19 protein-coding genes are annotated in these 24,191 nt (G+C 74.0%); 2 read left to right on the plus strand and 17 right to left on the minus strand.

What is annotated here, in order from left to right:
- Positions 1-16: 16 nt before the first annotated feature.
- Positions 17-1,630, minus strand: a complete 1,614-nt coding sequence (xseA, locus tag ACOQFB_RS15420; RefSeq protein WP_494492270.1) for an exodeoxyribonuclease VII large subunit — start codon at positions 1,628-1,630, stop codon at positions 17-19.
- Positions 1,627-2,415, minus strand: a complete 789-nt coding sequence (gene otsB / locus ACOQFB_RS15425; RefSeq protein ID WP_059437453.1) for a trehalose-phosphatase — start codon at positions 2,413-2,415, stop codon at positions 1,627-1,629. The genes xseA and otsB overlap by 4 nt, the downstream gene beginning before the upstream one ends.
- Before the next feature lie 96 nt (positions 2,416-2,511).
- Here otsB and ACOQFB_RS15430 point away from each other — a divergent pair, with 96 nt between their 5' ends.
- Positions 2,512-4,389, plus strand: coding sequence for a DnaJ domain-containing protein (locus ACOQFB_RS15430; protein ID WP_421609327.1), 1,878 nt, complete (start codon positions 2,512-2,514; stop codon positions 4,387-4,389).
- Positions 4,390-4,638: 249 nt separating this feature from the next.
- Here the strand turns inward: ACOQFB_RS15430 and hemH are convergent, their stop codons facing one another.
- From hemH to ACOQFB_RS15505, 15 genes are all read right to left on the minus strand, one after another.
- A complete protein-coding gene (gene hemH / locus ACOQFB_RS15435) occupies positions 4,639-5,601 on the minus strand; it encodes a ferrochelatase (RefSeq protein ID WP_059437451.1) in 963 nt (320 codons plus the stop codon).
- A 35-nt stretch (positions 5,602-5,636) separates the two neighbouring features.
- A complete protein-coding gene (gene hemN, locus ACOQFB_RS15440) occupies positions 5,637-7,013 on the minus strand; it encodes an oxygen-independent coproporphyrinogen III oxidase (protein ID WP_059437450.1) in 1,377 nt (458 codons plus the stop codon).
- A 10-nt stretch (positions 7,014-7,023) separates the two neighbouring features.
- Entirely contained in the window at positions 7,024-8,076 is a 1,053-nt protein-coding gene (hemE, locus tag ACOQFB_RS15445) for a uroporphyrinogen decarboxylase (RefSeq protein ID WP_421609328.1), read from the minus strand.
- Positions 8,077-8,205: 129 nt separating this feature from the next.
- A complete protein-coding gene (locus tag ACOQFB_RS15450) occupies positions 8,206-8,493 on the minus strand; it encodes a DUF167 domain-containing protein (protein ID WP_059437448.1) in 288 nt (95 codons plus the stop codon).
- Positions 8,493-9,299 carry an LpxI family protein gene (locus tag ACOQFB_RS15455; RefSeq protein ID WP_059437447.1) on the minus strand — a complete coding sequence of 269 codons (807 nt, stop codon included), beginning with the start codon at positions 9,297-9,299 and terminating at the stop codon, positions 8,493-8,495. The genes ACOQFB_RS15450 and ACOQFB_RS15455 overlap by 1 nt, the downstream gene beginning before the upstream one ends.
- Positions 9,300-9,301: 2 nt before the next feature.
- Complete coding sequence (gene lpxA, locus ACOQFB_RS15460; RefSeq protein WP_421609329.1) at positions 9,302-10,075, minus strand: acyl-ACP--UDP-N-acetylglucosamine O-acyltransferase; 774 nt, start codon at positions 10,073-10,075, stop codon at positions 9,302-9,304.
- Between the two features lie 28 nt (positions 10,076-10,103).
- Positions 10,104-10,574, minus strand: a complete 471-nt coding sequence (gene fabZ / locus ACOQFB_RS15465; RefSeq protein ID WP_421609330.1) for a 3-hydroxyacyl-ACP dehydratase FabZ — start codon at positions 10,572-10,574, stop codon at positions 10,104-10,106.
- Positions 10,571-11,635 (minus strand): UDP-3-O-(3-hydroxymyristoyl)glucosamine N-acyltransferase, encoded by a 1,065-nt coding sequence (lpxD, locus tag ACOQFB_RS15470; protein ID WP_059437444.1) that lies wholly within the window; start codon positions 11,633-11,635, stop codon positions 10,571-10,573. Before lpxD ends, fabZ begins: the two co-directional genes overlap by 4 nt.
- Before the next feature lie 8 nt (positions 11,636-11,643).
- Positions 11,644-12,222 (minus strand): OmpH/Skp family outer membrane protein, encoded by a 579-nt coding sequence (locus ACOQFB_RS15475; RefSeq protein WP_059437443.1) that lies wholly within the window; start codon positions 12,220-12,222, stop codon positions 11,644-11,646.
- Positions 12,223-12,240: 18 nt separating this feature from the next.
- A complete protein-coding gene (gene bamA, locus ACOQFB_RS15480) occupies positions 12,241-14,622 on the minus strand; it encodes an outer membrane protein assembly factor BamA (protein ID WP_059437442.1) in 2,382 nt (793 codons plus the stop codon).
- A 101-nt stretch (positions 14,623-14,723) separates the two neighbouring features.
- A complete protein-coding gene (locus ACOQFB_RS15485) occupies positions 14,724-15,401 on the minus strand; it encodes an ABC transporter ATP-binding protein (protein WP_059437441.1) in 678 nt (225 codons plus the stop codon).
- Entirely contained in the window at positions 15,401-17,362 is a 1,962-nt protein-coding gene (locus tag ACOQFB_RS15490; protein ID WP_059437440.1) for an FtsX-like permease family protein, read from the minus strand. The genes ACOQFB_RS15485 and ACOQFB_RS15490 overlap by 1 nt, the downstream gene beginning before the upstream one ends.
- A gap of 2 nt (positions 17,363-17,364) precedes the next feature.
- Positions 17,365-18,906, minus strand: coding sequence for a lysine--tRNA ligase (gene lysS, locus ACOQFB_RS15495; RefSeq protein WP_059437439.1), 1,542 nt, complete (start codon positions 18,904-18,906; stop codon positions 17,365-17,367).
- Positions 18,907-19,073: 167 nt separating this feature from the next.
- Positions 19,074-20,669: a glycoside hydrolase family 57 protein gene (locus ACOQFB_RS15500; protein WP_421609331.1), complete on the minus strand. Its 1,596-nt coding sequence runs from the start codon at positions 20,667-20,669 to the stop codon at positions 19,074-19,076.
- Positions 20,670-22,007 (minus strand): DUF4912 domain-containing protein, encoded by a 1,338-nt coding sequence (locus ACOQFB_RS15505; protein WP_421609332.1) that lies wholly within the window; start codon positions 22,005-22,007, stop codon positions 20,670-20,672.
- Positions 22,008-22,155: 148 nt separating this feature from the next.
- On the opposite strand from ACOQFB_RS15505, the gene ACOQFB_RS15510 reads away from it, so the two are divergent.
- On the plus strand, positions 22,156-24,129 hold the full coding sequence (locus ACOQFB_RS15510; RefSeq protein ID WP_421609333.1) for a protein kinase domain-containing protein: 1,974 nt from the start codon (positions 22,156-22,158) through the stop codon (positions 24,127-24,129).
- The last annotated feature ends 62 nt before the right edge of the window (positions 24,130-24,191 follow it).

Consider the following 24,191-nt stretch of genomic DNA (forward strand, 5'->3'; position numbering starts at 1 on the left):
TTCCTCCGCGATTTCCTTACTTAACGACGCCGCAAAGGGGGGTCAACGGCCTCCCCGCCGTGGCCGGGCCGTTCGGGTTCCCCCGCGGGCGCCGCCCGGCCCGGCAATGGGTCCTCTCCTGCATCCCGGCCGGTGATGCGAGCATGAGCCAGCCCTCCGCGAGGGCAAGCCGCACCGCGTCTCCCACCTGCGCGTCGGCGCTGCGCAGGAGCAGGTGCCCGTCGCGCAGGGCGAGCGCGAAGCCGCGCGCCAGCAGCTTCGCGACGTTGGCCGGCTCGAGCCGCGCCCCCAGCCGCTCGAGCCGCATCGCCTCCCGGCGGAAGTAGGCCGCCTGCCAGCCCCCCAGGCGGCGCGTCGCCGACTCCATCCGTGCCCGGAGCGCGCGCACCCGTGCCCGCGGCTCGAGCCGGGCCAGGCGGGCGCGCAGGGCGTCCAGGGCGGCCCGCTCGCGGCGCCGCGGACCGCGCACCGCCGCCTCGGCCCGGTGGGCGAGGTCGTCGAGCCGGTGGCGCTCGCGCGAGAGCAGGTGCTTCGGGTCGGCCAGCTCGGCCCGGAGCGCGCGCAGCGTGCGGCGCCGCCCCTCCACCGCGCCGGCCTCCGCCCGCACCAGCCGCGCGCGGAGCGCGGCCACCCGCTCGAGCAGCTCGTCCCGCACCGGCACCACCAGCTGCGCGGCGTGGGTCGGGGTGGCGGCGCGCACGTCGGCGACGAGGTCGGCAACGGTGACGTCCACCTCGTGCCCGACGGCCGAGATCACCGGCACCGGGCAGGCGGCGATGGCGCGCGCCAGCCGCTCGTCGTTGAACGCCCAGAGGTCCTCCTGCGAGCCGCCGCCGCGCGTCACCACCACGACGTCCACCCCGGCGCGGCAGAGCGCGCGCACCGCGGAGATCACGGTCGCGGCCGCGCCCTCGCCCTGCACGCGGCAGGGCGCGATCAGCACCGGCGCCGAGGGGAAGCGGGCGTGGAGCACGCGCAGGAGGTCGCGGAGGGCCGCGCCGGTCGGGCTGGTGGCCACGCCGACGCGCGCCGGGAGGAACGGCAGCGGGCGCTTGCGGTCCGGATCGAGCAGCCCCTCGGCCTGGAGCCGCTCCTTGAGCTGCTGGAGCTGGAGCGCCTGCGCCCCGGCCCCGCGCGGCTCCAGCTCCTGCACCACGAGCTGGTACTTGCCGTGCGGCGGGTAGATCTCGACGAAGCCGCGGGCCAGGACCTCCAGGCCCTCGGCGGGCGCGAAGGCCAGCCGGCGCGCCTGCGAGGCCCACATCACCGCGCCGATCACCGCGTCGTCGTCCTTCAGCGAGAAGTAGACGTGGCCGCTCGCCTGCCGGCGCAGGTTCGCCACCTCGCCCGCCACCCACACGTCGCGGAAGCGCGGCTCGACCGCGATCTTCAGCGCGCGGGTCAGCTCCCGGACGGTGTACGGGCGCGGCAGGGCCCGCTCCACCGCGGCGCGCTCGCGCTCGGCGGCGCGGGCCTGCTCGGCGTCGGAACGCTCCGCGCTCACGCGCTCGGCGTCGGAACGCTCCGCGCTGACGCGCTCGGCGTGGGCGCGCTCGGCCGCGGCCCGCTCCGCGGCGCGGGCGAACAGGTCGCCGGTGGCGCCGGCGCCGGGTGGCTTCGGCCGGCTCACCGCGCCCGCCCCGCCCGCCGCAGCGGCCGCACCCCCGCGCGCGCCTCCACCAGCCGCTGCAGCAGCGCGTCCACGTCCTCCTGCGTGCGCAGGCACCAGGGCGCGAGCGTGCGCCCGCGGCCCACGTGCACGCCGAACACGAGCGGCTCGCCCACCGCGAACGCATCCTCGTCGGTGACGTCGTCGCCCGCGTAGAGCGCCGCGTCGCAGCCGAGGCGCGCGAGCAGCGCGCGGACCGCGTCGCCCTTCGACGGGAAGTCGTGCGGGAGCACGTTCAGCACCTTCTTGCCGGGGATGAGCCGGGTGCCGGCGAGCTGGTTGGCGGCCTCGTACACGGCCTGCTCGGAGCGGCGCCACGCCCGCCCCAGCCCGTAGTGGATCGCGAGCGTGGAGCGCTTGTCCTCGAAGTGGACGCCCGGCACCCCGTCCAGCGCCGCCTCGAGCTGCCGCCGCCAGCCGCGCACGGTCCGCAGCACGCGGGCCGGGACCGGGACCGGGTGCCCGAGCTCGAAGCCGTGGTTGCCCACCACCGTCGGGACCACGTCGCCCACGAACCGGTGGGTGTCGCGCCAGGCGCGCCCCGAGACCACCGCCACCGGATACAGCCTGGCCAGCCGCGCCAGGAGCGCGCGGGTGGAGGGGCGCATGTGGGCGCCGGAGGGATCCTTGACGATGGGGGCGAGGACGCCGTCGTAGTCGAAGGCGAGCAGGACCGGGCGGCGCGCCCCCTCGCCCAGGAAGCGGTCGAGCGCGGCGCGATGGCGGGGGTGGAGGAGATCCTTCATGGCGCGGGGCCGCCGAGTCTAGCATCCCGGCGCGCCGGCCCGCGCGGTGCGCCCGGAGATCTTCGTCCGGCCGGGGAAGGCACGTACAATCGGCGCGTGCCACGCATCCTGGTCGCCGAGGGACACCCGGCCACGCGCGAGTTCGTCGCCCGGAGCCTCGCGGACGCCGGCCTGGAGGCGGTCGCCCCCGAGGACCCCCAGCAGGTGTTCGAGCTGTACGCCGCGCAGCGGGCGGACGCGGTCGTGCTCGCGGCGGACCTCGCCGCGGGACCGGCCGGCCCGCTGGCGCAGCAGCTCCGCGCCGCCGATCCCCGCGCGCTGCTGGTGATCGCGGACAAGGAGCACCTGGGCAAGGCGCGCGGGCTCGCCGCGGTGCTCCCCCTGAAGCCGAACGCCTACGTGGCCGATCCCACCCGCCGCGAGCTGGTGGACAAGGTCCAGCAGCTCGTGGCGCAGGCCGCCGCCGCCGCGCGCGCCCGGCTGCGGGGCGCGGCGCTGGTGCTGTCGCGGGCGCCCGCCGCGCGCGGCGAGGTGCGGCCGGGCGTGGTGGCCCGGCTGCTGCACCAGATCTGGCGCTCGGCGGCGGAGGGGGTGCTGGTGCTGGAGCAGCCGGCCGGGCCGGCGCAGCGGATCTTCTTCCAGCGCGGGGCGCCGGTGGCGCTCCAGTCCGACGACCCCGCCGACGCGCTGCTGCGCTGGCTGCGCGAGGCCGGGCGGATCGACGCGGCGGCGCAGCGCGCGGCGGTGGAGGGGATGGCGAGCGGGCTCAGCCCCGGCGCCGCGCTGGTGGCGGCGGGCGTGCTCGAGCCCGGCGAGCCGCTCTCGGCGGCGCTGCGCGCGCACCTGGAGGCGCTGGTGGCGCGGGCGGTCGGCGCGCGCGAGGGCCGGTGGCGCTTCCACGCCGGCGGCGAGTTCGCCGGGGAGGTCCACGCCACGCCGGTGCTCCCGCTGCGCGCGATCCTCGAGGGCGCCCGCGGCGGCATCCCGGCGCGGCACTTCTCCGAGGCGCTGCGCGCGGTCACCGACGCGTACCCGGTGCGGACCGGCGACTTCCAGCAGGTCCTCCCCGCGGCCGGCCTCTCCAGCGGCGACCTGCGCCTGGCGGTCTCCATCGACGGCCGGACCCGCATGCGCGACTGGCTGGAGGCCCGGCGCACCGAGCTGCGCGACGCGCTCACGCTGCTGTGGTTCCTGTCGATGGTGGGCGCGGTGGCGTTCCACGAGGCGCCGGAGGCCGGCGACGCCGTGTACGGCAAGGCGCCCGCCCCGCCCCGCCGCCGCCCCCTGCCCGCCGACCGCGCCGAGGCGGTGCGCCAGGCGGCGCTGCAGATCCTGCCCGGCAGCTACTTCCGCGCGCTCGGGGTGGACATCTCCGCCGGGCCCGCGGAGATCGAGGCCGCCTACCGCGAGGTCGCCGGCCGCTTCCACCCCGACGCGTTCGCGCAGTTCGAGGTGGGCGATCTCGAGGACCTGCTCGCCGCGGTGCAGGACAAGGTGACCGCCGCGTACAAGGTGCTGTCCACCCCCGAGAAGCGCGAGGCGTACCTGTCGTTCCTGATGCTGCGCTACGAGCTGTCCGGCGTGCGCCGCCCCGGGATCGACGTGGCGGCGGAGATCGCGCTGAAGCGCGGCGAGCGCGCGCTGCGCGCGCGGCGCATCTCCGACGCGCTGGCCGCGTTCCGCGAGGCGGTGGAGCGGAACCCGCGGGAGCCCGAGTACCTGGCCATGCTCGGCTTCGCCGCGCTGCACGATCCCGCGCTCCCGCCCGGCGAGCGGGCGCAGGAGGCGCGCCGGCAGGCGAGGAAGGCGCTCTCGCTCGCCCCCGACGGCGGCCGCGCCGCCGCGGTGCTGGCGCTCGCCGAGGCCGCGCTGGGCGAGGTGGCGGAGGCGCGCCGGGTGACGCTCGCCGCGCTGAAGGCGCAGCCCGACCGCGAGCTGCTGAAGCAGGTGCTGCACCGGCTGAACGCGGCGTGAGCGGGCCGGGAGGCCGCACGTCGGTCTCACGGCGACCGCGCGCGCCGCGGGACAGGTCGCCGTCGAGCCAGTCCACGGAGCTGGGCTTCGCGCCAGGCTCCACCGCTCGCAGTTCGACAGGCTCACTGCGAGCGGACTCTGAATGACCCGCGGCCTCGACCCGGCTGGGCACAGGCGCATGAAATGAAACGACGCGCCCGGGTTCCGACGAGGCGGCGTCGGGCGGGTCGGCCGCCGGAACCGGCGCCCCTACGCCGCCACCGTCCGCGACGCCTTCTCGCCCTCGTGCACGACGCCGGCGAGCGCGGCGATGAAGTCGGGGCGGACCCCGAGCGCGGGCACGCGCAGGTAGAGCGCGGCGCCGGCCTTCTCGGCGGCCTCCTTCGCCAGGATGTCCATGTCGTAGAGCGTCTCGAGGTGCTCCGAGACGAACGCGATGGGCACGGCGACGATGGCGAGGTCCTTCGCGCTGGCCTCGAGGTACTTCACCGTGTCGGGGCCGAGCCACTTCGCCGGGCCGACGCGGCTCTGGTAGGTGAGCTGCCAGTCGGCGGCGCCGGCGCGGCGCGCGGTCTCGCGGGCGGAGTGCTCGACGTACTTCGGATACGGGTCGCCCTTGCGCACCTGGCTCATGGGCAGGCCGTGCGCGCTGAACACCACCCGCGTGCGGCCGCGCAGCGCGGCGGGGACGCGCTCCAGCGTCTCGCGCAGCGCGGCGGCCGACGCGTCCAGGTAGCCCTCGTGGTCGTGCCAGGTGCAGACCTCGGCGAGCGGGCGATCCTTCGGCCAGAGCCGGCGCAGCTCCAGCAGCGAGCTGAGCGTGGTGGCGTTCGCGTACTGCGGGTACAGCGGCAGCGCCACCGCGCGGGTGGCCCCCGCGGCGAGCGCGTCGCGGACGCCCTCCTCGGTGTTGGGGTGCCCGCAGCGCATGGCGAGGTGGCACGAGTACCCGGGGCCGAGCGCGGCCTGGAGCGCGCGCGCCTGCGCCTCGGTGCCCTCCACCAGCGGCGACTTGCCGCCGATGAGCTGGTACTTCTCCGCCGACGACGGCGCGCGCGTGCGCGAGATGAGCTTCGCGATGGGCTTGCGGAACGGGCCGAACGGCGCCGTGATCACCAGCGGGTCGGAGAACAGCTCGTAGAGGTACGGCTCGACCTCCGCGAGGTTCCTCGGCCCGCCGAGGTTCATGAGGAAGACGGCGGTGTGGCTCATGCGGCTCCCCGGCGGCGGCGCGTCGGCGCCCGCGGCTACACCGTGCGCGAGAACTGCTTCTTGCCGCCTTCCTTCTTGAGGTAGGCGTCGAACAGCATGGCCACGTTGCGGACCAGGAGCTGCCCGAGCGGCGTCACCTTCAGCACGTCGCCGTCGAACGTGACGAGCCCGTCGTCCTCCAGCTCCTTCACGCCCGCGCGCAGGTCGGCCTCGATGGCCGCCCGGCCCTCCGGCCCGAACTTCTCCGCGATCTCGCGGAGGTCGAGGCGGAGCAGGCACATGACGCGGTTGATGGTGAACCGCCGCATCACGTCGTCCGCGGACATGGAGGCGCCGCGGTCCACCGGGATCACCCCGGCGTCGACCTTCGCCTCCCAGTCCTTCAGCTTGTGCGCGTTCTGCGCGTACGCGCCGCCGATGTCCGAGATCGAGGTCATCCCGAACGCCACGGTGTCGTCGGCCGGGCGGACCGTGTAGCCCTGGAAGTTGCGGTACAGGTACCCGCCGCTCTGGGCCACCGCCAGCTCGTCCGACTCCAGCGCGAAGTGGTCGAGCCCGATGAGCCGGTACCCGGCGCCGGTGAACGCCTCCACCGCCGACAGGAACAGCTCGACGCGCTGCTCGGTCTTCGGCAGCGCCTCCTGCGGCAGCAGGCGCTGGTGCGGCTTCGACCACGGCACGTAGGCGAAGCCGAACACCGCCATGCGGTCCGGGTGGATGGCGAGGATGCGCTCGAGCGTCTTCTTCCAGGTGTCCGGCGTCTGGTAGGGCAGCCCGTAGATGAGGTCGAGGTTGACGCCCTTGAAGCCGTTGTCGCGCGCGGCCTGCACCAGGTCGGCGGTCTCCTTCTCGCCCTGGATGCGCCCGACCACCTCCTGCACCCGCGCGTCGAAGTCCTGCACGCCCATCGAGATGCGGTTGAACCCGAGCTTCGCCAGCACCTCGATCTGCGAGCGGGTGGTGATGGCCGGGTCGATCTCGATCGCCTTCTCGGCGTCGGACGTGAAGGTGAAGTGGCGCGCCAGGATGTCGTGGCAGCGCACCAGCTGCTTCTCGTCGAGGAACGTCGGCGTGCCGCCGCCCCAGTGGAGCTGCGAGGCCGCGCGCCGGTCGGGCAGCTTCGCCGCCACCAGCGCGACCTCCTTCTCGAGCACGTCGAGGTAGGCGTCGGCGCGCGTGCGGTCGTGCGTCGCCACCACGTTGCAGCCGCAGAAGCGGCACATCTCCCGGCAGAACGGGAGGTGCACGTAGATGGAGAGCGGGCCGCCCTGCTGGTTCGCGCGCGCCAGGTGCTCGACGTACTGCGCCGGCCCGAACGCCTCGGTCCACTCCGGCGCGGTCGGGTAGCTGGTGTACCGCGGCCCTGGCCGGTCGTACTTCTTGATGAGCTGCGTGGACGGGATCTGGATCACGCCGATCGCCTCACTTCCACCCGAAGGCGTGGACCGCGTCCACCACCGCCTTCACGTTCTCGGTCGGGGTCCCCACCTGGATCCCGTGGCCGAGGTTGAAGATGTAACCGGGGGTCGGCCCGGCCGCCCGGAGCAGCTGCTGGGCCCGGGCCACCGCCACCTCGCGCGGCCCGAGGAGCAGCGTCGAGTCGTAGTTGCCCTGCACCGCCACGCCCGGCAGCCGGGCGCGCGCCTCGTCGATGGGGATGCGCCAGTCCACCGAGATGACGTCGTAGCCGAGCTTCGCCATCCGCTCGAGGTGCGCGGTGGTGCCGGTGGAGAACAGGATCGACGGCACGCCGGTCTTCCGCACCGCCTCGGCGATGCGGGCGAGGTACGGGAAGCTGAACTCCTCGAGGTCCTCGCGGGCCAGCTCGCCCAGCCAGCTCTCGAAGATCTGGGCCGCCTGCGCGCCGGCCGCCACCTGCTCCTCGATCTGCACGATCGCGGCCTGGGTGAGCTTCTCGAACAGCGCGTGCGCGGTCGCCGGCTCGGCGTACAGCATGGTCTTCAGCCGGGTGAAGCCCTGGCTCCCGCCCTCGACGGCGTAGCTCGCCACCGTGAACGGCCCGCCCACGAAGCCGATGAGCGGCACGCGGTCGGCGAGCGCCGTGCGGATGGCGCGCACGCCGTCGAGCACGTAGGGCAGGTCCTTCTTCGGGACCGGCACGCGCAGCGCGTCCACGTCGGCGCGGGTGCGCACCGGGTTGCCGATCTTCGGCCCGCCGTCGCCCTTGCCCTTCTCGCCCTTCTCGAACGAGAGGTCGAGGCCCATGGCCGGCAGGTGGACCAGGATGTCGGAGAACAGGATGGCGGCGTCGAAGCCGAACTCGTCGATGGGCGCGACCGTCACCTGGGCGATGAGCTCCGGCGAGCGGCACAGCTCGAGGAAGCTCACCTTCTGGCGGACGGCGCGGTAGGACGGCTGGTAGCGGCCGGCCTGGCGCATCATCCAGACGGGAACGCGGTCGACGGGCTCACGACGGCACGCGGCGAGGAATGGGTGGGTCATGGGGGCCGCCATCTTAGTCCAGGTCCCCTCGAAACACACACCGTTCGGGTCCATGTTCCCGTGACCCGCCGGCGGGCCCTCCCCGCCCCCCGCCCCCCGGCGCCCGGGGACCGGGGGCGGCCGGCCGTGCGGGCGGCCGGGTCAGGACGCCAGGGCCGCAACCGCGGCCGCGGCGGTGATCCCGGCCACCCGGACCGTCTTCCGCCGACCGGTCTCGCCGCGGAGGAGCACCACGTCGGCCCGCCGGACCCCCAGCGCCACGGCCAGGAACTCCACCAGCGCGGCGTTGGCCGCCCCGTCCACCGGGGGCGCCGCGAGCTGGATCTTGAGCCGGCCGTCGTGCTCGCCCACGGCGCGGGTGCGGGAGGCGCGCGGCTGGACCAGCAGCTCCAGCACCGCCGCGCCGCCCTCGTCGCGCGCCCAGGCCATCAGCGCAGCCCGAGCAGCACGATCTTCGCCTTGTCGGCGAGCTCGACCATGCGCGGGAGGTCCATCACCAGCGTGGCCCCCGCCTCGACCGCGAGCAGGCGGCCGCGCGCCTCGCGCAGCGACACCACCGTGTCCGGGCCGACCGCGGGCAGGTCGAAGCGGCGGTCCTGGTTCGGCTTCACCGCCTTCGCCACCACGAACCCGCCGGACTTCGCCAGCTCGCCGCCGCGGCGGATGCAGGCGTCGGTGCCCTCCAGCGCCTCGACCGCCAGCGCCACCCGGTCCTTCACCACCACGGTCTGGCCGAGGTCGAGCCGGCCGATGCCGCGCGCCAGCTCCAGCCCGTAGCGCGCGTCCTCCAGCTCCTCCGGCGTCGGCTGGTGCCGCCCCAGCACGCCCTCCGGGGCGAGCCGGTCGGCGAGGAACGGGGTCGGGTCGGTGATGGCGACGCCCTCCTCCTCGAGGAAGCGCGCCATGGCCCGCAGCAGGTTGTCGTCGGAGCGGACCGCCACGCGCGCCAGCACCCGCACGCCGGTGGCGTCGAGCATGGCGTCGGCGAAGAAGCGCTTCTTGGTGATGGAGCCGAGCATCACGCACTGGCTCGCCCCGCCGGCGCGCAGCCCCTCCAGCAGGTGGCCGATCTGCCCCAGCTTCACCCAGGTGATCGCGTCCACCTGCTTCGCCAGCTCGGGGTCGGTCTCGGACTTGTGCGCGACCGCCACCACGCGGTGGCCGGCACGGCGCGCGCTCTCCGCGAACAGGAGGGGGAACCGCCCGCCGCCGGCGATGAGGCCGATGGTCGCCACCGCTACCTCGTGATGCCGCGCTGCGAGCCCTTCAGGAAGGCGATGAAGTGGTCGGTCTCGGGGTGGCCGGCCAGCTCCGCGTCGAGCTGCGCGATCGCCTCGGCGAGGCCGAGGCTCGAGCGGAACACGATCTTGTACGCCTGCTTCACGCGGCCGATCTGCTCCTCGGTCATCCCCGCGCGCTGCATGCCGATGGTGTTCAGGCCGGCCAGCTCGCCGCGCGCGCCCGCCACCGTGCAGTACGGCGCCACGTCCATGGCGACGCCGGTCATGCCGCCCACGAACGCGAGCCGCCCGACGCGGCAGAACTGGTGCGAGGCGGACAGCCCGCCGAAGTGCACGTGGTCCTCGATGAGCACGTGGCCGGCGATGGCGACCGAGTTCGCGATGATGGCGCCGTCGCCCACGTTGCAGTCGTGGCCGATGTGGCTGCTCGCCATGAACAGGCCGCCCGAGCCGATGCGGGTCACCCCGCCGCCGCCGGCGGTCCCGAGGTTCACGGTGGCGAACTCGCGGAACGTGTTGCGGTCGCCGATGACGAGCGCGGTGTCCTCGCCCCGGTACTTCAGGTCCTGCGGGATGCCGCCGATGACCGCGTGCGGGAAGATCCGGTTCGACGCGCCCAGCGTGGTCCGGCCGGTGACGACCGCGTGCGGGCCGACCGAGTTGCCGGGGCCCATGCGCACCAGCGGGCCGATCACGGCGTAGGGGCCGATGTCGCAGGACGGATCGACCTGCGCGCCGGCCTCGACGATGGCGGTGGGGTGGATGGCCATGATGACGCCCGTGCTCCTCGGTGCTCTGCTACTGCTCGCGGTCGGCGAGCATCGCCATGAACTCGGCCTCGGCGACCACCTGGCCGTCGACCCGCGCGACGCCGCGCTGCTTCCACACGGCGCCCTTGTGCTTCGTGACCTCGACCTCGAGCTCGAGCCGGTCGCCCGGCACCACCGGGCGGCGGAAGCGCGCCCCGTCGATGCCCATGAGGTAGGTGATCTTGTCGTTCACCTCCTCGGGCTTCATCGACATGGTGGCGAGCAGCGCGGCGGCCTGGGCCAGCGCCTCCAGGATGAGCACGCCCGGCATCACCGGCTGCGCCGGGAAGTGGCCCTGGAAGAACGGCTCGTTCATGGTGACGCCCTTCAGCGCCACCACCCGCCTGTTCGGCTCGAACTCGACCACCCGGTCGACCAGCAGGAACGGCGGCCGGTGCGGCAGCAGCTTCTGGATGCCGACCACGTCGAGGATGGGCTTGCGCTCCGCGGTCTCGGTCATGGCTCGTCCTCGCCGGCGTCGGCGCGCAGCCGCTCCACCTCGCGGCGCAGCTGGCGCAGCTCCTTGCGCATGTCGGCGAGGTGCTCGAGCGCCGCCACGCTCTTCAGCCACTCCGCGTGCGGGCGGGCCGGCGAGCCGGAGACGGCCGCGCCCGGCTCGAGGTCGCTCGACACGCCGGACTGGGCGCCGATCTTCGCGCCGTCGCCGATGTGGAGGTGGCCCACGATGCCGACCTGGCCGGCCGCCACCACGCCCATGCCGAGCTTGGTGGAGCCGGCGATGCCCACCTGCGAGACGAGCAGGCAGAGCGGGCCGACCTCGACGTTGTGGGCGATCTGCACCAGGTTGTCGACCTTGGCGCCGCGGCCGATGCGCGTGGTGCCGAGGGTGGCGCGGTCCACGCAGGTGTTCGCGCCCAGCTCCACGTCGTCCTCGACGACCACGTTCCCGACCTGCGGGACCTTGTAGTGGCGCGGGCCCTTGCCCTCGCCCTCCGGGTCGAACGCGAACCCGAAGCCGTCGGAGCCGATCACGCAGCCCGGCTGCAGGATGACGCGGTTGCCGACGGCGCAGCGCTCGCGCACCACCACGTTGTGGTACAGCACGCAGTCCTCGCCCACCCGCGCCCCGTCGGCCACGTGCACGCCCGGGAACAGGATGGTCCGGGCGCCCACCTGCGCGTCCGGCCCCACGCACGCGAGCGGCATCACCTGCGCGCTCGGGTGGACCCGGGCGGTCGGGTGGATCACCGCGGTCGGCGCCACCTCCGGCACCGCCTCGCGCGGCGGGTGGAACAGCGTCGAGATCTTCGCGAAGGCGAGGTAGGCGTTCGCGACGCGCAGCACCGCGCGGCCGGCCGGGACCTGCTCGTCCGGCTCGACCACCACCGCGCCGGCGCGCGAGGCCTCGAAGGCCTTGCGGTACTTGCGGTTCGAGAAGAAGGAGACCTCCGCCGCGGTGGCCTCCTCGAGCGGCGCGATGCCCTCGAGCCGCAGCTTCCCGTCGCCCTCCGCCTCGCCGCCGACGCGGGCGGCGAGCTCCGCGAGCGTGTAGGACGCCACGGCCGCGCCTACTTCTTCCCGGCGGCCGGCTTGGCCGGCTCGGCCTTCTTCGCCTGCCCGCCGGCCTTGCTCCCGGCGCCGAAGCGGGCGTTGTACTTGCGGACCAGCTCGTTGGTGAGGTCGAGCGACTGCGGCGCGTAGACGATGCCCGCGTCGTTGCGCTCGAAGACCATGGTGAACCCGTCCGCCTCGGCGATCTCGCGGATGACGCCGGTCATCTTGTCCACGATGCCGCGCATCACCTCGCCCTCGCGCTGCGACAGGTCCTTCTGGAGCTGCACGAACAGCTGCTGCAGCTCCATCGCCTTCCGGTCGAGCTCGGCGGCCTTGTCCTTCTTCGCCTGGTCGGCCATGACCACGGCCTGCTTGTCGAAGTCGGTCTTGAGCTTGTCGAACTCGGCCTTCTTCTGGTCGATGACCTTCTGCTTCTCGTCGAAGTCCTTCTTCAGCACGGCGGTGGCGGACTTGCCCTCGTCCACCTCGCGGATGGCGCGCTGCAGGTCCACGAAGCCGAACTTGGCCTCGGCGCGGGCGGCGGTGGCGGAGAGGAGGAGGGCCAGCAGGGAGAGGCGAGCGAGAGTGCGCATGGCGGGTCCTTCGGTGGATCAGAAGAAGTTGCCGATGGTGAACTGGAAGTCGAGCGCCTGATCGACGTATTCGCCGGTCAGCTTGTCCTTGCGGCGATTCAGCGGGATGCCCCACTCGAACCGGAGCGGGCCGATGGGGCTGAACCACCGGAAGCCGAACCCGACGGACTTGTAGAGCGACAGCGGGACGTCGGGATCGGAGAACTTGCCGCGGGCGAACGCGTTGCCCATGTCGCTGAACAGCACCCCGCGCACGCCCACCTTCTCGACGATGGGGAACTCGAGCTCGAGGTTCAGGACGAGCTGCTTGTCGCCGCCGACCGCCAGCGGGTAGAGCGCGGACGACGGGTTGCGCGAGCGGCCCACGTCCTCCGCCGGCGCGATGGAGAGGTAGCGGTAGCCGCGCAGCGAGTTGATGCCGCCGACGTAGTACAGCTCGGAGATGGGCACCTGGTGCGAGGCGTCCCAGTTGCGGATGTAGCCGAGCGTCAGCTTGGCGCGGGCGATGAGGCCGAGGAACACCGGCCGGTACCAGCGCGCGTCGAGCGCGTACCGGGTGAACAGGTTCACGTTCTGGCCGAACGCCCACTGCGGCGCCATGAACGGCGGGGCGGCCTCGGCGCTGGTGGAGACGAACCAGCCGCGCGACGGGAACAGGCGGTTGTCGCGCTTGTCCCACTGCAGCGAGAGGCGCAGCGCGCTGGTGGTGCCGGACTTGAACTGGTTCGCGTAGAGCAGGCCGGAGTCGGAGGCCGACACCGACACGTACTCGTTCGTGTAGGTGGCGAACAGGCGCAGGTCGTCGAGCTTCCGCGCGAACGACCACCACGGGTAGAGGCCGGAGAGCTCGTAGCCCCAGGTCATCGAGCCGCCGATGGCCCGCCGGGTGAACGTCGTGTAGTAGCCCTCGGTCGCGTACAGGTCGAAGGCGAACGTCCAGCGCGTGTCGAGGAAGTACGGCTCGACGAACTGGATCTGCCCGAGCTGGCGGATCGACGACCACTGCACCTGCAGCGAGAGCGTCTGGCCCCAGCCGAAGAAGTTGTTCTGCGAGATCTGGCCGGTGAGGATGAAGTTCTCGTAGGACGAGAAGCCGGCGCCGACCTGGAAGGTGCCGGTGGCCTTCTCCTTCACCTCCACCGTGGCGACGATGGTGTCGTCCTTGCTGCCCTTCTTGGTGGTGATCTCGACCGTCTCGAAGAAGCCCAGCGCGGTGATGCGCTGCTTCGACGCCTTGATCCCGGTGCCGCTGTAGAGCTCGCCCTCGTAGATCCGCAGCTCGCGGCGGATCACCTTGTCGCGCGTCTTGTCGTTGCCGATGATCTCGATGCGCTCGAAGTGGACCTTCGGGCCGGGCTGCACCTCGAAGTTGATGTCCACGATGCGGCGCTTCGGGTCGGTGTTCGTCAGCGGGGTGACGTTCGCGTAGGCGTACCCCATGTCCTTGTAGAGGTCGCCGATGGCGAAGATGTCGGCGCCCACCTTGGAGCGCATGAACAGGTCGCCGGTCTTGGTGCGGACCATGCGCTTCAGCACCGGCTCGCGGTCGAGGAGCTGCCCGCTGAACTCGACCTTGCCGATGTCGTACTTCTCGCCCTCCTCCACCGGGATGGTGATGAAGAGGAACCGGCGGTCCGGCGAGAGCGCGACGGACGGCTTCCCCACCTTCACCGTCACGTAGCCCTTGTCCATGTAGACGGCCTGGACGGACTGGAGGTCGTGCTGGAACGCCTCCTCCTTGTACGTGCCGGTGGAGTTCAGGAACGACAGGAGGTTGCCCTCCTGCGTCTGCATGAACGGGGTGATGTCGTCCTTCGGGACGTGGTCGTTCCCGAGGAAGCGGATCTCCTTCACCTGGACCTTGGCCTTCTCGTCCACGGTGTAGATCACGTCCGCCTGGTTGTCGGGGAGGTCCACGACCTTCCAGGTCACGTCGGCGAGGTAGTACCCCTTCTCGACGTACTTCTCCTGGATCTTCTTCACGTCCTTGCGGACGACGGCAAGGTCGAGCACCGCGTAGGGCTTCAGCTCGACGGTGTCCTTGAGGTCGTCCTTGGAGAGCGCCTCGTTCCCGACGATCTTCGCCTCGTGGACGGTGGGCCGCTCCACCACCTTGTAGACGAGGACGGGCGACGCCTCCGGCCCCTCCAGCTCGGCGGTCGCGTCCGAGAACAGGCCCAGGCGCATGATGCCGCGCAGGTCCTGGTCCACCTTCTTGGGGTCGAGCGGCTCGCCCTTCTTGCTGGAGATGGTCGCGCGGATCGCGTCCACCTCGACGCGCCGGTTGCCCTCGATGCGGACGTCGGACAGCACGGCGTCGGCGCCGCGCGCGAGCGCGGGCGCAGCGGCCAGGAGCAGCGCCGCGAGCAGGACGGGGACGCTGAGCAGGTGGCGCGTCACGGAGCCGCGGAATCTAAACCGGCCCCTGGAAAACCTCAAACACTCTTGCGCCGTGGCCTGCCCCGTCGCCGGGCGACGCGGGGCGGGGGTCGCGGGGCGCGTCAAGCGAGCCGTCCCTGGACCAGGCGGAGGCGGCGCGGCAGCGCCGCGGCGAGCCGCTCGTTGTGCGTCACCACCACCGCGGTGATTCCCATCCGGACGTTCAGGTCTGCGAGCAAGGCGTGGATCCCCTCGGCGGTCTGCGGGTCGAGGTTGCCGGTCGGCTCGTCGGCGAGCAGGAGCTTCGGCTGGAGGCACAGCGCGCGGGCCAGGGCGACGCGCTGCTGCTCGCCCCCGGACAGCTCGCCGGGCCGGTGCTCCATCCGCTCGCCCAGGCCGACCGTCTCCAGCATCTCGGCGGCGCGGCGGCGGGCCTCGCCGCGGGCCACCCGCCGGATGAGCGCCGGCATCATGGCGTTCTCCAGCGCGGTGAACTCGGGCAGCAGGTGGTGGCTCTGGAACACGAAGCCGATGGTCTGGTTCCGGAACGCGGCCAGGCCGTCCTCGCCGCGCCCGAACACGTCCTCGCCCTCGAACAGGACCCGCCCGCGGGTGGGCACGTCGAGGGCGCCCAGCAGGTGCAGGAAGGTGCTCTTGCCGGCGCCGGACGGGCCGGTGAGCGCCACCAGCTCGCCCGCGGCGATCTCCAGGTCGATCCCGCGGAGCACCTCCAGGCGCTTCTCGCCCATGAGGTAGGTCTTCCCCAGGCCCTCGATGCGGATGAGCGGCGCGGCCTGCATCACTCGTCCCGCAGCCCGTCCACCGGGTGGAGGCGGGCCGCCTTGGTGGCGGGGTAGATGGTGGCGAGGTACGAGAGCGCGAGCGCGGCCAGCCCAACCAGCGTGAACTGCGCGCCGTCGAGCAGCACCGGCAGGTTGGAGATGTAGTAGACGCCCGGGTCGAGCGGGATGCCGACCTTGTCGATGAGGAGGCAGGTGCCGAGGCCGAGCAGCAGGCCGAAGACCGTGCCCACCGCCCCGATCACCACGCCCTCCACCACGAAGATCTTCATGACGCTGGGCACCCCGGCGCCCATCGACTTCAGCACCGCGATCTCGCGCCGCTTCTCCAGCACCTGCATGATGAGCGTGGCGACGATGATGAAGCTCGCCACCAGCACGATGAAGCCGAGGATCACCGCCATCACCACCTTCTCCATCTGCAGCGCGGAGAAGAGGCTGCGGTTCAGCTCGCCCCAGTCCTTGGCGCGGTAGGGCCAGCCGCCCAGCGCGAACACCACCCGGCCCATCACCGAGCGCGCCGCGTCGGCGTCGCGCACCTTCACCTCGAGCCCGGTGACCGTCTCGACCCCGAAGAACCGCTGCGCCTCGGCGAGCGAGATGTACGCGAACTTGGAGTCGTACTCGTACATGCCGCTGTAGAACACCGCCGCCACGCGGAACGGCCGGCTCTTCGGCTGCGGCCCGCCCGGGCCCAGGTCGCCGAACGGCGACACCAGGTTCACCTGGTCGCCCACGAAGACCCGGAGCGCGTGCGCCAGCTCGCGCCCGATCACGATGCCGGGCAGCGGGCGGCCGGGGCGCGGCCGCTCCGGCGCCGCGCTCCCGGGGTCGCCGCCGTCGCGGGGCAGCGGGATCTCCGCCGGCGCGTCCAGCCACTCCAGCCGGCCGTCCTGCACGCTCGCGGGCAGGTCGGTGACCGACCCGATGGTCTTCACGTCGATGCCCTTCAGGATGGCGCCGGTCAGGTTCTGGCCGGTGGAGAGCATCACCTCGTTGTAGAGGAACGGCGTGGCCGCCTCGACGCCGCGCACCCCGAGCACCGTCTCGCGGATGCGGCGCCAGTCGCCGAAGTCGTCCTGGCCGTAGCTCAGCACCATGCCGTGCGCGGTGTGGCCCAGGATCTTCTTCTTCAGGTCGGCCTCGAAGCCGCTCATCACCGAGAGCACCACGGTGAGCGCCCACACCCCGATGGCGACGCCGCCGATCGAGATGAGCGTCATGAGCAGCGTGGCCGGCATGCGCGGGCGGTGGAACAGCTCGCCGCGGCGGTAGGCGCGCCGCTCCCGCGCGTCGCGGACCAGCGACCAGGCCAGCGCGAGCAGCAGGCCCGGGAGCAGCCCGGTCACCACCACCGCGAACAGCGCCGCGAGCGCCTTCGGCGAGAGCTTCAGGTGGCTGCGCGCCACGAACAGCTCGTAGGAGAGCGAGGCGTCCACCCGGCCCGCGCCGGCCAGCAGGTACGCGAGGCTCGCCCCCGCGAACACCGCCACCGCCGAGAGCAGGCCGGCCCCGAGCAGCCCGAGCACCACCACCAGCGTGCCCTGGGCCTCGAGCGCCTGGATCGCGCCCACCGCGCCGCGGACGCCGGGGGGCAGCACGCCCACCAGCACCGCGACCACCGCGGTCCACAGCAGCGTGGCGGCGGAGAGCTCGTAGAACGCGAGGCGCCGCCCCACCCGCGCGGCCGCCGCGCCGAACGCGCCGCCGAGCGCGGCGCCGGCGAGCGCGGCCAGGCCGCTCGCGAGCGGCGTGGGCAGGCCGAGCCGGTCGCCGAAGAACGCGTGGGCCACGGGGGCGAGCGCGGCGGCGCCGAACACGCCGACCAGCACCAGCGCGAACGCGGCGAAGGAGAAGACCGGCGGCACGGGGTGCGCGGCGCCGTCGTGGGAGGCGCCGGGCGCCGGCGCCGGACGGGGGCCGGGCTCGGAGCCGGGCCGGTGCGGGACGGGATCGGACAAGGTCAGTCGCGGGACTTCAGCAGCGGGAACAGGATCACGTCGCGGATCGACGCGGAGTCGGTGAAGAGCATGGCCAGGCGGTCGATGCCGATCCCCTCGCCCGCGGTGGGCGGCATGCCGTGCTCCAGCGCGCGGACGAAGTCCTCGTCGTAGGGCATGGCCTCCTCGTCGCCGGCGGCCTTGGCGCGCATCTGCGCCTCGAAGCGCGCGCGCTGGTCGGCCGGGTCGTTCAGCTCGGAGAACGCGTTCGCGAGCTCCATCCCGGCGGCGAACAGCTCGAAGCGGTCCACCAGCCGCGGGTCGGCGTCGCGCCGGCGGGAGAGCGGGCTCGTCTCCAGCGGGAAGTCCACCACGAACGCGGGCCGGTCCGTGGGGAGCTGCGGCTCGCCGAAGATCTCGAACGCGAGCGCCACCGCCTCGCCCGGCGTCTTCTTCGCGGCCTGCTCCAGCTTCCAGGCGTCCTCGGAGTCGTTCTCCCGGGCGGCGGCGCGCGAGAGCGCCTCGGCCAGCCCGCGGCCGGCCAGCGCGTCGTCCGGCGCCAGCCCCAGCGCCCGCGCGCCCACCTCCAGCATGGACACGCGCGGGTACGGCGGGGTCAGGTCGATGGCCTGGCCCTGGAACGTCACCACCGGCCCGCCGGTCACCTCCACCGCGAGCTGGTGCATCAGCTCCTCGGTGAGGCGCATCAGGTCCTCGTGCGTGGCGTACGCCTGGTAGAACTCGATGGAGGTGAACTCCGGGTTGTGGCGCCGGTCGATCCCCTCGTTGCGCCAGATCCGGCCGATCTCGTAGACGCGGTCGAGGCCGCCCACCACCAGCCGCTTCAGGTGCAGCTCGGTGGCGATGCGGAGCTTCAGGTCGAGGTCGAGCGCGTTGTGGTGCGTCTCGAACGGCCGCGCCGCCGCCCCGCCCGCCTCCTCCGGCTTGTGCAGCGTGGGCGTCTCGACCTCGAGATAGCCGCGCGCGTCCAGGAAGCGGCGGATGCCGGAGACGATGCGGGCGCGCTTCACGAACGCCTCGCGCACGCCCGGCGTGACCACCAGGTCCACGTAGCGCTGGCGGTACCGCTGCTCCACGTCGGTCAGGCCGTGCCACTTCTCCGGCAGCGGGCGCGTCGCCTTGGTGAGGATGGTGAACGACCGCGCCTCCAGCGTCAGCTCGCCGGTCTTGGTGCGGGTGGCCGGGCCCTCCGCGCCCACGATGTCGCCGATGTCGAGCAGCTTGAAGACCTCGAACGCCTGGTCTCCGACCCGGTCCTTCTTCACCCAGACCTGCAGCTCGGCGGAGCGGTCGCGGACGCGCAGGAACGCGGCCTTTCCGAAGGAGCGGACCGCGAGGACGCGACCGGCGAGCGACCAGTCGCCCGGGTCCTTCGCGATCTCCTCGGCGGGCTGGTCGCCGTAGCGGCGCAGCAGCTCGTCCGCGAGGTGGCGGGGCTGCCAGCCGTTTCCGAAGGGGTTCACGCCGAGGGCGCGGAGCGCCTCGGCCTTCTTCAGACGCTGCGCGATGATCTCGCGCTCGGTCGTTCCAAGTTCGTCGGCCATCGGGTGCGGAATCTCTCGGATCCTCGGAGGAATCTCCGGGGAGCTGCGTGCGGGGGAGGCTAGTCGGGTCGGCGCGGGGCGTCAACGCGGGATGCGCCCGGCCGCGGCCGCGCCCGAGGGCGATCGCGAAGACCGGCGGCCGACGGGCTCCGGCCGGCGCGCGACCGTCACCGCGGCGCGTACACCGTGTAGTCGATCTCGGGGAAGATGTTGTCCTTCTGCTCGACGTGGGCGAGCCACCCCTCGTCGATCCGGCCGGCGCGGAGCTGGTCGTGGAGCCGCGTGAAGCGGAGCACGTGCTCCTTGGTGCGCCGGATGGCGTAGTCCACCATGGTGCCGGTCTTCATGATGAAGGCCCAGTCGGACGACTGCGCCAGCAGGAGCTCGCGCGCCGCCTGCGAGAGCGCGCGGCGCTCCAGCTCGGTGGGCTGCTTGTGGTCGCGCGCCAGCGCGATCATCCGCTCGGCCGCCTTGTGCAGGTGGCGGTAGATCCAGTCGTTCGACCCGTCCAGCCACACGCCGGCGTAGCCGCCGGCGCCCCAGGAGCAGAGCGGCGGCGTGGCGAGCTGCTGCTCGGGGTTCTCGCGCAGGTAGTCGCCGGGCGTGGCCAGCCGGAAGACGCGCTGGTCGTAGGCGGTCTTCCGCACGAGGTAGTCGATGAACATCGGCCCCTCGTACCACCAGTGGCCGTACAGCTCCGCGTCGTAGGGCGACACGACGATGGGGCGAACGCCGCCCATCCGCGAGGCGAGGTGCTCGATCTGCCGCTCGCGGTTGAACATGAAGTTGCCGGCGTGCTGCGCGGCCCGCTCGCGCGCGCGGCCCGGGTCGTAGGGCTCCTTGTGCGCGGTCCGGCCGGTGATCCGGAAGTACTTGATGCCGACGTTCTTCCGCTGCCCGGTGGGCTGGATGTACGGCCGGACGTAGTCGAGGTCGAGGTCCCAGCCCACGTCCCGGTAGAACTCGCGGTAGTCGGGATCGCCCGGGTAGCCGGACTCGGCGCTCCACACCTGCATCGAGGACTCGGCGTCGCGCCCGAACGCGGCCGGGCCGGTGGGCGTGTAGACCGGCGCGTAGACGCCGTAGCGCGGGCGCGGCGTGGCGTCGGTGATGCCGTGCGTGTCCACGAAGAAGTAGCGGATGTTCTGCTCGGCCAGGTACGCGTCGAGGCCCGGGAAGTAGCCGCACTCCGGCAGCCAGATGCCGGCCGGATCCCCGCCGAAGTGGCGGCGGTGGTGCGCCACCGCGACCGCGAGCTGCGCGCGCACGGCCTCCGGGTACTCCTGCATGAGCGGCAGGAACCCGTGCGTCGCGCCGCAGGTGACGATCTCGAGCCGGCCCGCATCCTCCAGGCGCTTGAAGGCGCCCACCAGGTCGCGGCGGTAGCGATCCCCGAACAGCCCCCGCAGCGCCCGGAACTCCTGCTGGTAGTGGAGCGCCAGGCCGTGGAACGTCGCGTCCTTGCGGGTGCGGTGGACCTCCTTGTCCGCGAGCTCGCACAGCTTGTCGAGCCGCCGCGCGTAGCGCGACATGAGCAGCTCGTCGCGGAGCATGGCGACGAGCGGCGGCGTCATCGTCATCGAGACGCGGAACGGCACGCCCTCGTCGGTGAGCCGGTCGAACGCCTGCAACAGCGGGAGGTAGGTCTCCGAGATGGCCTCGTAGAGCCAGTCCTCCTCCAGGAAGTCGTCGTACTCGGGGTGCCGCACGAACGGCAGGTGCGCGTGGAGCTGGAGCGCCACGTAGCCGCGCACGTCGGTCATCTACTTCTCCCTCGGCTCGACGGGCCGGCCCGGCGACGACGGCGCCGCGGTCGGGGACGACGGCCGCCCCCCCATCCCGCCCGCGCTCCCGCCCCACACCGGCGCGCTGCCGAAGCGCGACCAGTCGGACAGGCGCGCCAGCAGCGCGCGCACCTCGTCGGAGAACGGGCCGCCCGCGTGGCCCGGCCCGAGCAGGCGGCCGAGCGGCATGTCCCACGGGATGCGCACGAACCGGTCGTCCGCCACGCCCGACGGGCCGATCGGCGGCAGGCCCACCGGGTTGGACGGACGGGCGAGCAGGCGCTCGGCGCCCCGCCGGTCCACCACGTGGATCTCGGCGCGGTAGGCGCGCCCCGGCTCGAGGTCGTGCACGTAGTAGCCGCGCGACTCGAGCGCGAAGTCGATCACCCGGACGCGCTCCCAGCCCGCGCCGCTCCGCGCGAAGACCCACAGCTGCGAGCGCCCGTGCTCCAGCCCCTGGAACGCGGCGTCCAGCGTGTCGCCGGACCAGTCCCAGTAGAGGAAGAGCGTGTGCGGGTCGCGGGGGAGCGCGACGAACGCATCGTCGCCGTAGCCCCAGGGCAGCTCCCCAAGCCCCTCGTCGTACGCGGGCGCGCCGGAGGGCGTGCCCTCGCCCTCCTCGGCGGCGGCCTCCTCGTCCTCCGGCTCCGGCTCGACCAGCGGGTGCGGGGCGTCGCGGACGGCGTCCTCGCCGCGCACCCTCGCCACGAAGAAGCCCTCGGCGTCGGGGACGGCGGCGCGCTTGCGCGCCGTGACCTTCCGCCGCCCGGCGCGGACCCCGGCCGCGGCGCCCACCGCCGCCCCGACCGCAGCGCCCGCCACGGCCGCCGCCGCGGTCGCAGCCTTGCCCGCCTTGCGCGCCCGGGCCGGGGCGGCGCCCGCCCTGGCGCCGACGACCGCGCCGATGGCCGCCCCGGCGCCCGCCCGCGCCGCGCGAGCCGCCGCGCCGGACCGGGGCTTCGCGGCCGGCGCGCCGGCCTCCGCCGCCTTTTCCGCGGCCTTCCCGGCCGGCTTCCTCGCGCCCGCGCGGGCCACCTCGCCCGCCGCCTGCTTGACCGCGCGCACCGCCTCGCCGGTGGCCTTCACGGCCCGTCCCGCCGCCGCGCGGACCCGCGCGCCCGGCCCCGGCTTCGCCCCCTTCACCCTGGGTGCCGCCTTCGACGCGCCGGGCGCCGCCCGGGCCGGCTCGCCGGCCCCGGCCTCCTCGAGCGCGCTCACCAGCTCCGCCTTGGTCTTCAGCCGGGAGTGACCCGGGCCGAGGACCTTGCGCGCGAGCGCGCGGAGGCTCTCCACGGTCATCTTCCTGAGGTCGGGCATGGCTCGGATTCGTTGAATCAATGTTCGCACGGTGGGGCAAGTGGTTTCGGGGGGGCGCGACGGGTCGCGCGCCGATCTGTCCCCCCTGCGCGGGGCACGGCCCGCCTGCGCCCTCTGCTAGGCTGAACGTGCAAACCGCGGGGGCTCATTGCAGGAACCGGGAAAGGTCCACGAGTCCGCGGGCGCGACCGCCTGCCTGCGCTGCGGAGCACCGCACGCGCCGTCCGACCCCTGCACCCCCGCCGACGCCGCCGCCCGCACGCTCGTGTTCGGCGGGTGCGCCGCCGCGCCGCCGCCGGACGCCGGCGCGGACCCGCTGGTGGGCGCGCAGGTCGGCAGCTTCCGCATCGTGCGCATGCTCGGGCGCGGCGGCATGGGCACGGTCTACCTGGCCGAGCACCCGGTCATCGGCAGCCGGGTGGCGATCAAGTTCCTGCACGAGTCGATGGCCGCCGACGCGGAGCTGGTCCAGCGCTTCTACGACGAGGCGCGGGCGGTGAACCTCATCGGCCACGAGAACATCGTCGGGGTGTACGACCTCGCCTCGCTGCCGTCCGGCCGGCGCTACTACGTGATGGAGCTGCTCGACGGCGAGACGCTGGCCGAGCGGCTCGCCCGCGGCCCGCTGCCCCGCTCGGTGGCGCTGCAGGTCCTGCTGCAGCTCTGCGACGCGCTCCAGTGCGCGCACGAGCGCGGCGTCGTCCACCGCGACCTCAAGCCCGAGAACGTGTTCCTCGTGCCGCGCCGCGGGCGCCCCGACTTCGTGAAGCTGGTGGACTTCGGGATCGCGAAGCTGCGCAGCGCCACCGGCCACGCCACCGGCGGCTCGGGCGCGATCATCGGCACGCCCGAGTACATGGCGCCCGAGCAGTGCGAGGGCGGGCCGGTGGACCCGCGCACCGACGTGTACGCGCTCGGCGTGATGGCGTACGAGCTGCTCGCCGGGCGCCGCCCGTTCGACTCCGGCCCGGTGCAGAAGCTGCTGCTCGCGCACCTGCGCGAGCCGCCCCCGCCGCCGTCCGCGTTCGCGGACCTCGAGCCGGACCTCGAGGCCGCGGTGCTGCGCGCGCTCGCCAAGGCGCCGGGCGACCGCTTCCAGGACATGACGGCGATGGCGGAGGCGCTGCGCCCGGCGGCGGCCCGGCTGGTGCGGCCGCCGGGTCCGGTCCCGGCCCCCGCCGCCCCCGATCGCCGCGGCGACGAGGCGGAGCGCGCGCGCCCGGCCCCCGCGCCGGCCCCGGCGCCGGCCCGCGCCGAGCCCGAGCTGACCGCGATCCTGCGCGCCGGGCCGGTGCCGCGCCGGCTCCCCATCGTGGAGCTCACCCGCGCCGGCCTGTACCTGCGCGCCGACGACGACCTGCCCCCGCTGTTCGCGCGCGTGAAGGTCGAGCTGGCCCACGCGTCGCTGCGGTCGCCGCTCGTGCTCGCCGCCGAGGTGGTGCGCCACGTCACCCGCGCCGAGGCGGCCGCCTTCCGGATGGCGCCCGGGTTCGCGCTGCAGCTCGTGGACCTCGCGCCCGGCGCGCGCGCCGCGGTGGCGGCGCTCGCCGACGCGCTCCGCCGCGAGCCGGCGCCGACCTCGCCGCCGCCGAGCGCAGGGGGCGCGAGCGCGCGCCTGGACGTGCTGGAGCGGCGCGCCGCGGAGGGGCCGTACGCGCTGCTGGGCCTCCCGCCCGACGCCGACTTCCCCGAGGTCCGCCGGGCGGCGCGCGCGCTCCGCGAGGAGCTGGAGGCGCTCCGCGCCCGGCCGCTCGCGCCCGACCACGCCACGCGCAGCGGCGCGCTGCTCGCGCGCCTCGACCTCGCGCAGGGCGCGCTCGCCACCCCCGCCCCGCGCCTCGCCCACGACGCCCGCGCCGGCAACTGGCGCGGCGTGCGGCGGTGCCTGGCGGCCGGCGTCCCGGACGCGCTCCGGGAGGCGCGCCGCCGCGAGCTGCACGAGGCCGAGCCCGCCCGCGCCGGGGAGGCCCGCCGCCAGCTCGCCTGCGCCCAGGTGGCGCGGAAGCTGGGGAACGTCGAGGCCGCCCGGGCCGCGTGGGAGGCGGCGCTCGCCGCCGACCCGCTCGACGCGGCCGCGGTGGAGGGGTACGTGGCGTTCCGGCGGGAGCAGGAGCGGCGCTGACGTCGCCCCCCGGCCGCGACGCCGGCGGTGGTGAATGCGGACCGCGGCCGCGCGTCTTTCGG

The organism is Anaeromyxobacter sp. Red801 (assembly GCF_049201065.2).
Lineage (GTDB): Bacteria > Myxococcota > Myxococcia > Myxococcales > Anaeromyxobacteraceae > Anaeromyxobacter.

Bases quoted from the DNA above. Each gene is read 5' to 3' on its own strand.
- ACOQFB_RS15475 (WP_059437443.1), bottom strand. From the start codon at position 12,222: ATGCGCACTCTCGCTCGCCTCTCCCTGCTGGCCCTCCTCCTCTCCGCC.
- hemH (WP_059437451.1), bottom strand. From the start codon at position 5,601: ATGAGCCACACCGCCGTCTTCCTCATGAACCTCGGCGGGCCGAGGAAC.
- lpxA (WP_421609329.1), bottom strand. From the start codon at position 10,075: ATGGCCATCCACCCCACCGCCATCGTCGAGGCCGGCGCGCAGGTCGAT.
- hemE (WP_421609328.1), bottom strand. From the start codon at position 8,076: ATGGCGGCCCCCATGACCCACCCATTCCTCGCCGCGTGCCGTCGTGAG.
- fabZ (WP_421609330.1), bottom strand. From the start codon at position 10,574: ATGACCGAGACCGCGGAGCGCAAGCCCATCCTCGACGTGGTCGGCATC.
- ACOQFB_RS15505 (WP_421609332.1), bottom strand. From the start codon at position 22,007: ATGCCCGACCTCAGGAAGATGACCGTGGAGAGCCTCCGCGCGCTCGCG.
- ACOQFB_RS15485 (WP_059437441.1), bottom strand. From the start codon at position 15,401: ATGCAGGCCGCGCCGCTCATCCGCATCGAGGGCCTGGGGAAGACCTAC.
- lysS (WP_059437439.1), bottom strand. From the start codon at position 18,906: ATGGCCGACGAACTTGGAACGACCGAGCGCGAGATCATCGCGCAGCGT.
- otsB (WP_059437453.1), bottom strand. From the start codon at position 2,415: ATGAAGGATCTCCTCCACCCCCGCCATCGCGCCGCGCTCGACCGCTTC.
- ACOQFB_RS15500 (WP_421609331.1), bottom strand. From the start codon at position 20,669: ATGACCGACGTGCGCGGCTACGTGGCGCTCCAGCTCCACGCGCACCTG.
- ACOQFB_RS15450 (WP_059437448.1), bottom strand. From the start codon at position 8,493: ATGGCCTGGGCGCGCGACGAGGGCGGCGCGGCGGTGCTGGAGCTGCTG.